16 protein-coding genes are annotated in these 13,506 nt (G+C 39.3%); 7 read left to right on the top strand and 9 right to left on the bottom strand.

The window, feature by feature from the left end; all coding sequences use genetic code 11:
• Window positions 1-57: 57 nt before the first annotated feature.
• Window positions 58-1,323, bottom strand: a complete 1,266-nt coding sequence (locus tag GKC25_RS16365; protein ID WP_309416082.1) for an L-lactate MFS transporter — start codon at window positions 1,321-1,323, stop codon at window positions 58-60.
• A 134-nt stretch (window positions 1,324-1,457) separates the two neighbouring features.
• Here GKC25_RS16365 and fdhD point away from each other — a divergent pair, with 134 nt between their 5' ends.
• Both fdhD and moaA read left to right on the top strand, forming a co-directional pair.
• Window positions 1,458-2,246: a formate dehydrogenase accessory sulfurtransferase FdhD gene (fdhD, locus tag GKC25_RS16360; protein ID WP_106030610.1), complete on the top strand. Its 789-nt coding sequence runs from the start codon at window positions 1,458-1,460 to the stop codon at window positions 2,244-2,246.
• A gap of 10 nt (window positions 2,247-2,256) precedes the next feature.
• Complete coding sequence (gene moaA, locus GKC25_RS16355) at window positions 2,257-3,264, top strand: GTP 3',8-cyclase MoaA (RefSeq protein WP_034660268.1); 1,008 nt, start codon at window positions 2,257-2,259, stop codon at window positions 3,262-3,264.
• A gap of 253 nt (window positions 3,265-3,517) precedes the next feature.
• Here the strand turns inward: moaA and rpsN are convergent, their stop codons facing one another.
• From rpsN to GKC25_RS16335, 4 genes are all read right to left on the bottom strand, one after another.
• The gene (gene rpsN / locus GKC25_RS16350) at window positions 3,518-3,787 is read right to left on the bottom strand and encodes a 30S ribosomal protein S14 (RefSeq protein ID WP_025093900.1); all 270 of its coding nucleotides are present in this window, start codon (window positions 3,785-3,787) and stop codon (window positions 3,518-3,520) included.
• Between the two features lie 16 nt (window positions 3,788-3,803).
• The gene (locus GKC25_RS16345; RefSeq protein WP_034660726.1) at window positions 3,804-5,000 is read right to left on the bottom strand and encodes a GTP-binding protein; all 1,197 of its coding nucleotides are present in this window, start codon (window positions 4,998-5,000) and stop codon (window positions 3,804-3,806) included.
• Window positions 5,001-5,082: 82 nt separating this feature from the next.
• Window positions 5,083-5,232 (bottom strand): 50S ribosomal protein L33, encoded by a 150-nt coding sequence (rpmG, locus tag GKC25_RS16340; protein WP_003214771.1) that lies wholly within the window; start codon window positions 5,230-5,232, stop codon window positions 5,083-5,085.
• 143 nt (window positions 5,233-5,375) lie between these two features.
• The gene (locus tag GKC25_RS16335) at window positions 5,376-5,798 is read right to left on the bottom strand and encodes a DUF5362 family protein (RefSeq protein WP_034660265.1); all 423 of its coding nucleotides are present in this window, start codon (window positions 5,796-5,798) and stop codon (window positions 5,376-5,378) included.
• 527 nt (window positions 5,799-6,325) lie between these two features.
• Between GKC25_RS16335 and GKC25_RS16330 the strand changes: the two genes are divergently transcribed.
• Entirely contained in the window at window positions 6,326-6,730 is a 405-nt protein-coding gene (locus tag GKC25_RS16330; RefSeq protein WP_034660263.1) for a hypothetical protein, read from the top strand.
• Window positions 6,731-6,775: 45 nt separating this feature from the next.
• Here GKC25_RS16330 and GKC25_RS16325 read toward each other — a convergent pair whose 3' ends face one another.
• A complete protein-coding gene (locus GKC25_RS16325; RefSeq protein ID WP_034660262.1) occupies window positions 6,776-7,285 on the bottom strand; it encodes a thiol:disulfide interchange protein in 510 nt (169 codons plus the stop codon).
• A 97-nt stretch (window positions 7,286-7,382) separates the two neighbouring features.
• Here GKC25_RS16325 and GKC25_RS16320 point away from each other — a divergent pair, with 97 nt between their 5' ends.
• The 3 genes from GKC25_RS16320 to GKC25_RS16310 are packed head-to-tail and all read left to right on the top strand — an operon-like array spanning window position 7,383 to window position 10,265.
• A complete protein-coding gene (locus GKC25_RS16320; RefSeq protein ID WP_095285689.1) occupies window positions 7,383-9,182 on the top strand; it encodes an ABC transporter ATP-binding protein in 1,800 nt (599 codons plus the stop codon).
• Between the two features lies 1 nt (window position 9,183).
• Window positions 9,184-9,738, top strand: coding sequence for a MauE/DoxX family redox-associated membrane protein (locus GKC25_RS16315; protein WP_187704204.1), 555 nt, complete (start codon window positions 9,184-9,186; stop codon window positions 9,736-9,738).
• Window positions 9,735-10,265, top strand: coding sequence for a TlpA family protein disulfide reductase (locus GKC25_RS16310; protein WP_060597477.1), 531 nt, complete (start codon window positions 9,735-9,737; stop codon window positions 10,263-10,265). Before GKC25_RS16315 ends, GKC25_RS16310 begins: the two co-directional genes overlap by 4 nt.
• Window positions 10,266-10,297: 32 nt before the next feature.
• On the opposite strand, the gene GKC25_RS16305 is transcribed toward GKC25_RS16310, so the two are convergent.
• Window positions 10,298-10,807 carry a GNAT family N-acetyltransferase gene (locus GKC25_RS16305; RefSeq protein ID WP_186314900.1) on the bottom strand — a complete coding sequence of 170 codons (510 nt, stop codon included), beginning with the start codon at window positions 10,805-10,807 and terminating at the stop codon, window positions 10,298-10,300.
• 116 nt (window positions 10,808-10,923) lie between these two features.
• Between GKC25_RS16305 and GKC25_RS16300 the strand changes: the two genes are divergently transcribed.
• Window positions 10,924-11,820 (top strand): peptidoglycan DD-metalloendopeptidase family protein, encoded by an 897-nt coding sequence (locus GKC25_RS16300; protein ID WP_095285690.1) that lies wholly within the window; start codon window positions 10,924-10,926, stop codon window positions 11,818-11,820.
• An 81-nt stretch (window positions 11,821-11,901) separates the two neighbouring features.
• Here the strand turns inward: GKC25_RS16300 and GKC25_RS16295 are convergent, their stop codons facing one another.
• Both GKC25_RS16295 and GKC25_RS16290 read right to left on the bottom strand, forming a co-directional pair.
• Window positions 11,902-12,249 carry a P-II family nitrogen regulator gene (locus GKC25_RS16295; protein WP_034660252.1) on the bottom strand — a complete coding sequence of 116 codons (348 nt, stop codon included), beginning with the start codon at window positions 12,247-12,249 and terminating at the stop codon, window positions 11,902-11,904.
• Between the two features lie 18 nt (window positions 12,250-12,267).
• On the bottom strand, window positions 12,268-13,476 hold the full coding sequence (locus GKC25_RS16290) for an ammonium transporter (protein ID WP_034660251.1): 1,209 nt from the start codon (window positions 13,474-13,476) through the stop codon (window positions 12,268-12,270).
• Window positions 13,477-13,506 lie beyond the last annotated feature (30 nt).

Genomic DNA, 13,506 nt, shown 5'->3' with positions numbered 1-13,506 from the left:
ATAAAGCGTTTTCATATCTAAAAATTACCTTTAGATTGTGATTCTGTCAAATTCAAATTAAGGTCGGGCTGAGACAGAAGAAGTAGCAGTAAGGTTTGTTTCTCTAAGCTGTTGAATATCTTTCCGTATGAGAAGAGATATGATAAAAGCAATGAAAAATAAGCCAGAGAACACCATCAGACTTTGCGTGTAGTTACCTGTTATATCTCGAATAAAGGATGAAAATAAAGGTCCAGCTAAACCAGCAGCGGCCCAGGCAGTCAGAATATAACCGTGTATGGCACCAAGTTGTTTCGTGCCAAATAAATCCCCAATATAGGCTGGAATTGAAGCAAACCCTCCTCCATAGCACGTATAAATGATCGCCATCACGATTGAAAAGACGAACGGTTCTTTTAAATAGGGGAGTAAAGGAAAGGCAATGAGCTGGATACTAAAGAAGATTGTATACGTATTCGGCCTTCCGATATAATCTGAGAAGGATGCCCAGCCAATCCGCCCTAAACCATTAAAAGCACCTAAAATACCAACAAGGGTAGCTGCAGCACCTGCAGTGAATCCAACACTTTCTTGAGCAAGAGGCGATGCAACTGAAATAATGGCAATTCCGCATGTGATATTAATAAAGAGCATGAGCCACAAATAATAAAAACGTCTTGTTTTGATCGCTTCATTTGCTGTAAGCTGTGATAAATCCTGAGGGATTTTTCTTTGATTTGTTTTTAACACGTCAAACTGTTTGACGTCTTCAGATGTTGGTGGTGATAAATAAAGAGATGAGATCACCATGATCATAAAATAGGAAATTCCAAGAATGTAAAAGGTATTTGCGATGTCCACTTTTTCAATGAGATATTGGATAATTGGGCTGCAAATAAGAGAAGCAAATCCAAAACCCATAATAGCTAAGCCGGTTGCAAGTCCTCTTCGGTCCGGAAACCATTTCACTAAAGTTGATACAGGTGCAATGTAACCTACCCCTAATCCTATCCCAGCGAGTACACCATAAAATAAATAGAGGAGAGGGAGTGAGGACATGTGGACAGCGAACCCTGATCCTGTCATTCCGATACCGAAGAAAATGGCTGAGAAAAGCCCCGATGCTCTTGGACCATACCTTTCAACGAAATGCCCCATGAAAGCAGCAGATAATCCTAAAAATAAAATAGCAATACTGAAGGTCAAGCTTATTTCTGTCAATGACCACTGAAAAGCTTGATGTAAAGGATTCGTAAAAACACTCCAAGCATAAACAGACCCAATAGATAAATGAATTCCTACAGCACTTGTTGCAATGAGCCAGCGATTTTTCGATTTGTTCATTTTGTTCCCCCCATATAAAGCAATCAAAAAGTTTGATAAGATAGGAATATGTTACAATTTTATGACTTTTTAAAATAATATCATAATTTGATTGGATCATATAACTAAATTTGTGCTGAAAGGAAGATCATACAATGAATCCTTCTGTTAAAAAGAAACGAGTCATACACCAATACAGTGAAGGCCAATTTACTTGCAAAACAGATGAAGTTGTAGAAGAATTCCCTTTAACTGTGATCGTGAATGGAGAGGAATTTGTGACACTTGTTTGTTCACCAGATCATTTGAAAGAATTGGTTATCGGTTTTTTAGCTTCAGAAGGAGTCATTCGATTTGAAAATGAGATTAAAAGGTTTACAATAGATGAAAGTATGGGCTTTGCATATGTTGATTTAGTTCACCCAAGCGGATTTCAGTCATCAGATTTTACAAAGCGAGTGATTGGTTCTTGTTGTGGGAAAGGGAGACACTTTTATTTTCTCCAAGATGTGAAAACAGCAAAAACAGCCATTGATCGAATCAACATTTCTGCTGAAACCTGTATGCATCTAATGAAGTGTTTACAAGAAGAAAGCCAATTATTTCAACATACTGGTGGTGTGCATAATGCTGGACTGTGTGACACAGAGAAGCTATTCATCACTAGAACTGATATAGGAAGACATAATGCTTTAGATAAAATCTATGGTTACTGTTTACTTCATCGAATTCCACTTAGAGATAAAATCCTTGTGTTTAGCGGCCGGATATCGTCAGAAGTTTTATTGAAGGCAGCCAAACTAGGAGTGTCGATCGTCATCTCAAAATCAGCACCTACTGAGCTGGCGCTTAATATGGCAGAAGAATTAAATATCACGACAGTTGGATTCGTCAGAGGAAAATCTTTTAATATCTACACTCACCATCAGCGTATTACAGAATAGGAGGCAAAGTATGGACAGTATATTGGATAAGAGACATCGACCATTGCGCGATTTAAGAATATCAGTAACAGATCGCTGTAACTTTAGATGTACGTACTGTATGCCTGCTGAAATTTTTGGACCAGATTATCCTTTTTTGAATAAAGAAGAACTGCTTAGTTTCGAAGAAATTGAACAGCTTGCTACCCTTTTTGCAAAGGACTTAGGTGTGGTGAAAATACGCATCACGGGTGGTGAACCTTTAATGCGAAAAGATTTGCCTATCTTAATAGAAAAGCTCTCAAAAATTCCAGGAATCGAAGACATTGCTATGACAACCAATGGAACGCTTTTACCTTTATATGCTGATAAGTTAAAGAAAGCAGGTCTTCAGAGAGTCACCATTAGTTTGGATTCATTAAATCCTGACCGTTTTATGCAAATGAACGGAAGGAATATTTCTATCCAAAAAGTGTTTGATGGGATTGAGGCTGCAAAAAAAGCTGGACTTGCTATTAAGATCAATATGGTTGTTCAAAAAGGTGTGAATGATCAGGATGTTTTACCAATGGCAGCTTACTTTAAAAAAGAAGGACATGTTCTCAGATTTATCGAGTTTATGGATGTTGGAAATACGAACAAATGGAATCTAGAGCATGTCATGACAAAGAAAGAGATCATTGGTCTAATTGATTCAACATTTCCTATCAAACCAGAACCTCCTCAATATCCAGGTGAAGTAGCCAACCGATTCTTTTATAAAGATGGTTCAGGAGAGATAGGCATTATTTCTTCTGTTTCAGATGCTTTTTGTGGAACATGTAACAGAGCGAGGCTTTCTGCTCGCGGTGAATTGTTTACATGTCTTTTTGCCTCGTCGGGTTTTGATCTGAAACGGGTGATTCGCTCGGCTAAAGATAATGAAGATATAAAGAATATATTGAAGGAACTATGGTCGAATAGACATGATCAATATTCAGCCGAGAGAGAACAGAAGAAAGATCAGAAAAAAGTTGAAATGTCATACATCGGTGGGTAGTGACAACAAAGTATCATGATCATGTATTTTTGAAAAGAAGAGAAAAAGTCATAATCATTGTTGACAATCTTTTTTTGAAATAGGTCTATTCATCTTATGAATCCAGTCATTATAAAAAACCAGCAGAAACTCTGCTGGTTTTTAAAATGTTATTTTGTAGCTCAAAAAGGTTTAGATATGCCTGGAAAATAGAATTTTAAACATTTTTTGCTACTTTACTTTTATGAGAGCTGTGATAAGATCAACTCAATCTTTACCAGCTCGATTTTTTTACTCCTGGGATGTGGCCCTTATAGGCAAGCTCACGAAAAGCAATTCTAGACATTTTAAATTTTCGTAAGTAACCTCTAGGGCGGCCGGTTAATTCACAGCGGTTTTTTAAGCGGGTAGGGGAAGAGTCTCTAGGTAATTTCCGTAAAGCTTCATAGTCACCTTTTTCTTTTAACTCTTTTCTTAATTCTGCATATTTCAATACAAGCTGCTGCCGCTTTTTTTCTTTAGCAATCTTAGATTTCTTTGCCACTTAAAACCCTCCTTTTTTAATGTTGGATTTTCCATTGAAAGGGGTCTTCAAATGTAGTCCAATCTTGATCAAATTCTTCAGGTGTGAGTAAGCATTGATCTAGTGTGCGAATGATATCTGCTTTAGGCAAATCTACGCCGATAAACACAAGTTTTGTATGCCGATCACCAAATTCTGCGTCCCACTCGTCAAGAAGCTCTGGTTCTTGCTTTAATATCCGTGCCTTATCTTGCTCAGGCAAGGCAGCAATCCAGTATGCAATTGGTTCAATCGCAACAGATTTTCCGGCCTGTGAAATTAAAATGGTTAAATCATGATGTGTGGCAAGCCATGTAAATCCTTTAGCGCGAACTATTTGCTCCGGCATCTGATCTAACCAATTATTTAACCTGCCGGTATGAAAGGGGAGTCTTCTTTCATAAACAAAGGATGAGATTTGGTATTCTTCTGTTTCCGGCGTATGCTGAGAATGCCCGGCGTTGATTTCTTTGATCCAGCCAGCAGAAGCACTGGATTTTTCAAAGTCGAATAAACCAGTATTTAAAATGTCACTTGGCTTTACTTGCCCTTTTGAGGTTCTGATGATAGATGCTTCTGGTTGAAGTGTGGTCAGCACGCGCTCAAGTCGATCTAATTCTGAGTTTGATACTAGATCACACTTATTTATAATCAGCACGTCACAAAATTCAATTTGATCAATAAGTAAATCGGAAATTTCTCGTTCGTCATCATCGGAAACGGCTTGTTTACGGTCTAATAAACTTTCTCCTGACTGGAAGTCGGTCCAGAAACGGTTCGCATCTACAACAGTGACCATCGTGTCTAACCGGCAAAAGCGTGTCAAATCTATTCCCATTTCTTCATCAATATAAGAGAAAGTTTGCGCGACTGGAATTGGTTCACTAATACCTGTTGACTCAATGACAATATAATCAATATGACCAGTTTTACACAGGCGTTCTACTTCGATTAACAAATCTTCTCTTAATGTGCAGCAAATACAACCATTAGACAATTCAACTAGTTTCTCATCTGATCGAGAGAGCTCACCGCCTTGTTTGACTAGTTCTGCATCAATATTAATTTCGCTCATGTCATTGACAATTACAGCTACTTTTAACCCTTTACGATTTTGTAGGACATGATTTAATATTGTTGTTTTTCCTGCTCCTAAAAAACCGCTTAATACTGTAACAGGTATTCGCTTATTCATTTCTTTCTGTCCTTTTGACAATACTCATTTTGATCTCCGCCTCACTTAAAAAGTAATGATTACGATTTAATGCCTAAAAAATTCATTTTGTTTCTCTATGAAGGGTATATTTCTTTAGCCGAGGAGAATATTTTTTTAACTCCAGTCGGTCCGGGTTCGTTCTTTTATTCTTTGTTGTGATATAGTTTCTGTCACCCGTTTCAGTACAGGCTAAGGTAATTTTTACGCGCATCAGTAATAGGATCCTCCTTTAATTCGTAATGGTTACGATTTGTATTTTAAAATGATCAAGGCGGAATGTCAAGCTTAGTAGGATGAATAATGCCAAATGATCAAACAAAAGGGGTATCGAATGTTCATTGATACCCCTCTCCATTAATAAAAGTCACCAAGCTCTTGTTCGTATTCACCTTCGTATTGCTGGACGTCACTAGGAATTTCTTGAAGAAAGGCTAGGCCACCTAATATCAGCATCAAGATAATGGCGATGAATGAGAGAATGACTGTGACAATACTTGATATGGCAAATAGCGTCTGCATTTTCATCATCTTAGCATATTGTTCTAATAACTCTTCATAAGAAGTATCAGGAGCTTGAATTAATTGTTCAGCTGCGTTTACAGATTTTTGTACATGGATTCCCATCATAATGAGGAAGACGCCAAGGGCAGCAGGAAGAACAAGCCAAAAACCAATAAGAATAGCTAGGCCGCCTGAAATATAGAGAAATATACTACCAACTTTTCCCCACTTTGTGATCGAATGAAGAGATTGAATGATTTTCTCAGTTTGTTGCAATGGTGTTCACTCCTTTATGTATTCACTCTTTATCATACTTGAGCAAGTAGTACTTTAGGAAGAGTGAATGTAGAGCAATTAAAAAATATTTCTATCTTCACTTTACTATTTATGGATAAATAAATTATCTTCAAATAAGAAAAAAGTAACATTTACTATAAATTTTAACGACAGTTTATGTCATAAATAAGATTAGTAGTTAAAAATAATTAGTAAATTTATCAAAATATGTTGTTAGTTGTCTTTTAATTGGTTATTATTGTGTTGTATTACCTTAAAAATTGGAAGGTGGAATTCATATGTTAGATCGTTTCTTAAACAAAATGACCAATGTTCAACCTGCAGCTTCAAGATGTATTTTACAAAAATTAGTCACTTCATGTAAATCAGCGCCAACTTGTTTCCTTCAAGGTGTTGGAACTTTCCGTTACTACGTGGATCGTGATACAGGTGAGATATGTACTAGCCAAGAACGCGTTAGATGTGGCTGCTAAATTCAAGGATTTTATTTAATAGGATGTGAACGCATGAGCATATCTTCAATTTCATTTTTAACAAATGCTGTGCAGACGTCAAACAGTCGTCAAGCGGGTCAAACATCAAATTCTTTTTTAAACCAAGCTGCGAAAATTGTTCAAGGCGACCATTCTCCAGAAGAGAGAAAGGCATTATTTCAACAACTGACTCTAGTTCAGCAAGGAAAAGATTTAGAGCTTCATGTGTCTAAATTAAAGGAACTAGAGAAAGAGGTTCAAAAAGAATCGTCTTCTTCGTCTGTTACTGTGAATCAGCATGGTGACCAAGTAGACATTTCAAATGAGGCTCGCAGTGAGTTTGAACAAGCTGAGGAACAAGCGACAGCTTCAAGTGGAGCGAGTGAAATCGCAGCAAGGGAAAAGGATCAGGATGTTCAGGCAGATCCACACCAATAAAAAAACGAGGCGTGTGTTTGTTGTCTTCACATGCCTCATTTATGTTTATTTTGCAGAAATCCTTGAATAAAGACCATCCGGAAAAGGGGCTGCATATGAGATTGTTTCATCTTCTTCTACCAAGATGTAATATGGAAACTCTTCAATATGAAAGGCGCCTATCATTTGTTCGTCCACTGAGATAATTTGCATGTTGGTTTGGTTATCACGATATAATTCTTGATCCTCTTCTTGCCCATTCTTTAGCAAAATACTAAAAGAAATGTCTAATTGACGCTGCCTTTTCGTTTCTAGGAATTGTTCCAGTGATGGGATGCAGTGCGGACATGCTGTGTCAGTGAATATAAGCAGCTGTTGCTTGTGATTGGTTTGCAGCAAATCATTCATTTGAATAGGTGATGGTTTTTCAATTAGCGGATGAACAAGTTTTTGTCCGACATGCTGGATCGGTAAGATGATTAATTCCATCTGGTGTTTTAAATAGATGATGATTCCGATCGTCAATAAAAGACTGCAAAGAATAAGAGTGAGCTGTAAAAGTAAGATTGAATTCATCGTTATCGTCCTCTCAGAATGAAGTTACGCAGAGCTATCATAATATAAATATCAAAAATATGTCAATTATACTAAATGGTGTAAGGTGGAGCGTTTGATGAGTACAGTGAACCATTGTTTATATGCAATCTCCTATACTTGGAAAAGAAGTCGATCATATCTGCTGTTAACTCTATTGATCCAAGTGATCGTTGGTTTTATGCCTTTGGCTAGTGTCTGGATTATTCAAACATTGATTAATGAAATTATTTTATTCATGACTTCTTCAGGAGACATTCAAAAGGTCTTAAGGTTATTTGGGTTGCAAATGGTCATTGTGGTTTTAGGATATGGGCTTCAATTCATTCTTCAACTTAGTCAGCAAAAAGCGACAAATATGATTGGTTTGCATTTGAAGGGTGAATTGCTTCAAAAGGCAATCAGGCTGCCATATATTACATTTGAACATCCGTCTTTTTATAATGAAAGTCAACGTGTGATGAACAGTCATCAGCATGTTCTGAGTATGGTTAGAAGTATTTTTACAATCATGAGCGCATTGATTACTGTTGTATCACTTCTCATTTATATGATCGGTATCCATTGGGGTTTGGCGGTCATTCTGATCTTATTTACCCTGCCTGTCTTGTGGATTGAGCTCTTCTTTGGAGGCGCGCGGTATCAATTAAACCGTATGTTAACGGCCAATGATCGAAGAGAAATGTATGTGTCCGACCTTGTTGCACAGCGAGATTCATTGAAGGAAATCCGTTTATATGGAATAGGACATTATCTTCTTCAAAAATGGAAAGGTCATTATGTAAAAAGTGCTGATGAAAAATATAAATTACTAAAACGTCAGGTTCGCTGGGAGATGGCAGGCGGATTGCTTATGACATTTGCCTATGTGTGTTGCGGTCTTTTTATTGTCTTTCTTATCTTTCAAAAGAAATTAGCAGCGGGTACGTTTGTCGCTGTGCTCCAAGCTGTGCAAAATATTCAAAGTGGTTTTCAAGACTTAACGAGGGAATGTTCTAGTTTATATGAAACGAGTCTCTATATTGATGAAATGAGAACTTTTCAAAAGAGAGAAGAAGAAATTGATGAACAGACAGAGAAAGGGGCATCGCTTCGGAGGATTGAGTGTATTCGGTCCATTACGCTAGAAAACCTCTCTTTTACCTATCCGAATATGAAAACGCCTGCTATTGAGCATATACATTTTCATATCAATAAAGGTGAACGCATTGCATTGGTGGGGGATAACGGATCAGGTAAGACGACCTTGATTAAATGTTTGACCGGTTTATATGATCCAGACAAGCCGAATATGCAAAAGGTCAATGGTGAGTCTATTTCGACCATTTATAAAAAATCATATCATGCGAGAATGGCTGTCCTTTTTCAAGATTTTATGAAGTACGAATTCACTGTGAAAGAAAACATTGGATTTGGCGGTATCGACGAAATAGATGAGGAAGAGCGCATGGTGACAGCTGCGCGGCAAGCAGGCATAGAGAAAAGAATTCATCAAATGGAAGAAACATACGATGCGCAGCTTGGCCGGTTTTTTGAAGAAGGTCATGAACTGTCTGGTGGACAATGGCAAAAGCTTGCGATGGCGAGAACCTTCTTTAGAGAAAGTGATTTTATCATTTTAGATGAACCGACTTCTGCTCTTGATCCGCTATCGGAGATTTCACTCATTCGAAAGCTATTCGATCATACGCAGGATCAAGGGGTCTTGTTTATCACACACCGTATGGGAGCGGCCCGCTTAGCAGACCGCATTATCGTGATGAAAGATGGTGCTTTCGTTGAAGAGGGGAACCATGAAGAGCTGATGGCGCTAGGTGGAGAGTACAAAAGGCTTTATGAGGCACAATCTCAACTATTTCAACAAAAGGAGATGGCGTAAGGTGAGTGTCTTTTATTTTATAGGTGTCTATTTCTTAGGAATCATCTTTGCAGGTGCATGGCTTGATAAAGTGAGAAAACAAACGGCGCATATGCAACAGATGAATGCTTATCGGCTGCTGCCTTCTGCGCTCACGGCGCCAATGTTTTATTTGTTTTTGACTATTGAATTGGCTTGTACTGGTCTATTGTTCGTATGGAACATGTCTCTTGTACCTGCGATTGGTCTTACAGCACTTTTATTTACCTATACTGGAGCGGTCACTTTCAATTTATTGAGAGGACATCGTAACATTTCATGCGGCTGTGGAGGTTTACTTGAAAATGACCGTCTTCACTGGGGAATTGTGATTCGTAATGTGTCGATGCTGGCTCTTGTGATTGGCTTGTTTTATGTGCATTCCTATGTAGAAACAATTCCATGGCAATTTCACATTATTTGTTTTCTGATTGCAGTGGCTGTCTGTTTCATTATAGCGGTGGGAAAAGACATCATGATGTTCAAAAGAAAGTGGAATCAATTTGAATCATTTATAGAAGGAGACCAAGTGAAATGACAGATATTCTACTGATTATTGTGTTATTCATTGTCATTGCTCAGCTGGCTGTGGTGTTTTTGCTTGCCCGCTTTATCGGAAAATTTATGAATAAAATCAAAACCCTTGATGGGATTGAATTAAAGGAAGCGGATGTTGGTGATGCGGCGCCGTTATTTCGAAGCTATACACATTTAGGGGATAAGGTCATTTTAAAGGAATATTTGCAGAGCGGAAGAGCCGTGATGCTGTTATTTGTGAACTCTACTTGTATGACATGCAAAAGCATTTTGTCTGATATGAAGCAGCACATCTCTAGCGACGATACTCAATTCATTTTGATCAATGGAGATGAACAAGGAGATGATGCGTCGCTTCTTCAATTGCTGCCTGATCAAGCTGTGTATGTGCGCTCTTCGCAAATCATGGAGCTGTATGGGGTAACTGTTGTTCCGCAAGCGATTCTGATGGATGAACATGGGATCATCCTGCAAAGAAAATCTCTTCAAAATGCGAAACAGTTTGAACAGCTGTTACATGCTTCATAAAAAAGCGTCTCTTTGTTGGAGAGACGCTCGTTTTATAATTCTTTTCCTAGAATATCTAAATCGTACCTGCTGCCGTCCATTTCTGCGATACGTGGCAGGTGACCCCATGTCTCAAAGCCGTGCTTTTTAAATAATCGAATGCTGGCTTCGTTGTGCCCGAAAATAAAGGCAAGTAACGTTCGAATGCCTAATGAAGGTGCCAACTCAATGGCCTCTTGTAAGAAAAGTGACCCTAAGCCTTTCCCTCGATCGTCTTGGTTTAAGTAAATACTCATTTCAACGGTCCCGTTGTATGCAGGTCTTCCGTAAAACGTTTCAAAGCTGAGCCAGCCGTAGATATGTCCATCCTCATCTGTTTTCACATAGAGAGGTCTTTTCTCTGAATGATTCAAAAACCATTGCCGGCGGTCTTCAACTGAAACTGGTTCTGTGTCGGCGGTTACTTCTCTTGAAGCAATGGTTGAATTGTAAATATCAACGATCGCTTTGAGATCATCTTCTGTTGCTATGCGGTTGAAAGTTTTCACAATAAAGTCCCCCATCTTTTTTTCATTCATCATACATATTATTGGTGCGATTGCGCAAAATAAAAAGAAAAATGATTTCGTGTGTATATATTTTTTGAAAAGTGTTCAGAATGTTGCTGAGGTGATGAAAAATGAGAGAGGAAGAAAAGAAACGTACTTCCAAAATCACAAAAGTTCAGCAATTTTTCCGTAAGCGCTGGGTATTCCCTGCTATTTACTTGGTCAGCGCAGCGGTCGTGTTAACAGCCGTTCTTTGGTACCAAGCTGTATCAAAAGATGTGAAAGACCAACTATCTGATGGAAATCAAACAGGGCAAGAACAGCGTGATGATGCCGTTGAAGTTGGAAAGCCAATTGAAAATGTTGCAATGCCGGTCCAGAATTCTGATAATGTTTCTGTCGTGAAAAAGTTCTATGAAGCAGATGCTGATCAAAAAGAAAAAGAAGCAGCACTTGTAAACTATAATAACACCTATACCTTGAGCAAAGGTATTGATCTTGCAGATAAAGATGGCAAAGTGTTTGATGTCACAGCTGCTCTTAGTGGAACAGTGGTTCAAGCGAAAAAAGATCCAGTTCTCGGTCACGTCGTTGAAATTGAACATGAAGATGGATTATCGACTGTTTATCAATCGTTGTCACAAGTGAGTGTCAAAGAAGGCGATGAAGTTAAGCAGAATGATGTCATCGGTGCTTCTGGTAAAAATCTTTATGGTGCTGAAAGCGGCAACCATGTGCATTTTGAAATTCGTATGGAAGGTTTAGCGCTTAATCCACTTAGCTTCATTGACAAGCCTGTTTCGACTATTGAAAAGGCCGCGCAAGAAGTGACGGAAGAAGCAAAAGAACCTGCTCAGCCAAAAGCTGATGAAAAAACAAAGGAACCTGCTGCTGAAGATAAGACCAAAGAGCCTGCTGGAGAAAAATCTGAAGAAAAGTCTGATGAGAAGGGGAAATCCTCTGATCAAGAAAAGTCTTCTGATTCCTCTAAAGACAGCAGTCAATCTGAAGAAACAAAACAATCTTAAAGCCTTGCAACCTCTGTGTATGAATTATGCAGAGGTTTTTTTCTGTCTTAAAAAAATCCCCCGCACTTGGCGGGGGATGGTTTATAGGGCGGCAGGCCCTTCTTCACCTGTCCGAATGTTGATTGTATTTTCTATCTCATATATAAAAATTTTCCCATCCCCTGGTTCGCCTGTACGAAGTACCTTTTGAGCTGTTTCAACGACCAGTTCGACAGGTACTTTGCTTAGGACGATTTCAATCTTTAATCGTTCGTACACATTGCTTTCCTTTTTGACGCCGCGGTATAGCTCTGTATGTCCCTTTTGTAGGCCGCAGCCGTGCACATTCGAAAAGGTAATTGAGGTGACACCAATCTTTCCAAGCTCCACCTTTAATGTTTCAAAATTGGCTGGACGTGTGACAATCTCCACTTTATACATTTTGCTCATCGAGACACCCCTTTTTCTTTAATCTTGATAGGCTTTTTCACCGTGCATGGTTAAATCAAGGCCCACTGATTCTTCTTCTTCGGTTGCACGAATCTTGAAGAAGAGATTGACCACTTTGATGATCACGTATGTCACAACGGCTACAAAGGCGTAGGTGGCAACAATAGCGACTACTTGCTTCCAAAGTAAGCTGGCATCTCCGTAAAATAAGCCATTGGCTCCGCCGTCATTGACAGAGGTTGTTGCGAAAAGTCCAGTTGCAATACCTCCCCAAGTCCCGCCAATTCCGTGAAGCCCGAATGCATCCAGTGCATCATCATAGCCAAATTTGGCTTTGAGTGAGAAGACTCCCCAGAAACACACGATCCCGCCGATGATTCCGATGATAATAGAAGTAAATGGGGTGACAAAACCTGCGGCAGGTGTAATCGCGACAAGACCTGCGATGGCTCCAGAAATCGCGCCGAGCATAGTAGGCTTTTTGTTGATCATCCACTCTACTAACAGCCAGCCGATGATTCCTGCAGCAGCAGCTGTATTGGTGTTAATAAAGGCATACATCGCGACACTGTCTAATGTAAGGGCACTTCCAACGTTAAAGCCAAACCATCCAAACCAAATGACAGCTCCGCCAAGAAGGGTGTAGATCAAATTATGAGGAGAAGAGTTTGCTGCTTCTTTACGCTTCCCGAGCACAATCGCCACGACTAGACCCGCAACACCAGATGAAATGTGAACCACGTTTCCTCCAGCAAAGTCAAGTGCACCCATTTCGCCAATCCAACCGCCGCCCCATACCCAGTGTGCGACTGGCGCGTATACAAATGTGACCCAAAGGAGTGTAAACACGACGACCGCTGAGTAGCGAATTCGTTCAGCAAAGGCACCTGAGATGATGGCTGTTGTTAAGACGGCAAAGGTCATTTGGAACATCATGAACAATGAATGTGGAATGGTCTCACTGTAGGAACCAGGTTCAAAGCCAACGCCTTTTAGTCCAATCCAGTCTAAGCCTCCGATCCATGCATTGCCTGGCGCAAAAGCCAAGGAATAGCCAAACATGATCCATACGATGGAGACGATTGCTAGTGAAGTTAAGCTGTGCATGGTTGTACTTAAGACGTTTTTACTTCTCACGAGTCCTCCGTAGAATAAGGCTAAACCCGGTGTCATTAACCACACGAGTAGTGCGCAGAAGAACATAAATACTGTATCAGCCATTTGCATGCTGCATTCCCCCTGAATCATTCAGAATTA

The sequence above is a fragment of the Bacillus pumilus genome, assembly GCF_038738535.1.
Classification (GTDB): Bacteria; Bacillota; Bacilli; order Bacillales; family Bacillaceae; genus Bacillus.
This window is presented reverse-complemented; position numbering and strand designations above follow the sequence as displayed.

Excerpts from the sequence above, each read along its gene's own strand:
- GKC25_RS16365 (WP_309416082.1), bottom strand. The coding sequence starts at position 1,323 with ATGAACAAATCGAAAAATCGCTGGCTCATTGCAACAAGTGCTGTAGGA.
- fdhD (WP_106030610.1), top strand. The coding sequence starts at position 1,458 with ATGAATCCTTCTGTTAAAAAGAAACGAGTCATACACCAATACAGTGAA.
- moaA (WP_034660268.1), top strand. The coding sequence starts at position 2,257 with ATGGACAGTATATTGGATAAGAGACATCGACCATTGCGCGATTTAAGA.
- GKC25_RS16345 (WP_034660726.1), bottom strand. The coding sequence starts at position 5,000 with ATGAATAAGCGAATACCTGTTACAGTATTAAGCGGTTTTTTAGGAGCA.
- rpmG (WP_003214771.1), bottom strand. The coding sequence starts at position 5,232 with ATGCGCGTAAAAATTACCTTAGCCTGTACTGAAACGGGTGACAGAAAC.
- GKC25_RS16330 (WP_034660263.1), top strand. The coding sequence starts at position 6,326 with ATGAGCATATCTTCAATTTCATTTTTAACAAATGCTGTGCAGACGTCA.
- GKC25_RS16325 (WP_034660262.1), bottom strand. The coding sequence starts at position 7,285 with ATGAATTCAATCTTACTTTTACAGCTCACTCTTATTCTTTGCAGTCTT.
- GKC25_RS16320 (WP_095285689.1), top strand. The coding sequence starts at position 7,383 with ATGAGTACAGTGAACCATTGTTTATATGCAATCTCCTATACTTGGAAA.
- GKC25_RS16310 (WP_060597477.1), top strand. The coding sequence starts at position 9,735 with ATGACAGATATTCTACTGATTATTGTGTTATTCATTGTCATTGCTCAG.
- GKC25_RS16305 (WP_186314900.1), bottom strand. The coding sequence starts at position 10,807 with ATGGGGGACTTTATTGTGAAAACTTTCAACCGCATAGCAACAGAAGAT.
- GKC25_RS16300 (WP_095285690.1), top strand. The coding sequence starts at position 10,924 with ATGAGAGAGGAAGAAAAGAAACGTACTTCCAAAATCACAAAAGTTCAG.
- GKC25_RS16295 (WP_034660252.1), bottom strand. The coding sequence starts at position 12,249 with ATGAGCAAAATGTATAAAGTGGAGATTGTCACACGTCCAGCCAATTTT.
- GKC25_RS16290 (WP_034660251.1), bottom strand. The coding sequence starts at position 13,476 with ATGCAAATGGCTGATACAGTATTTATGTTCTTCTGCGCACTACTCGTG.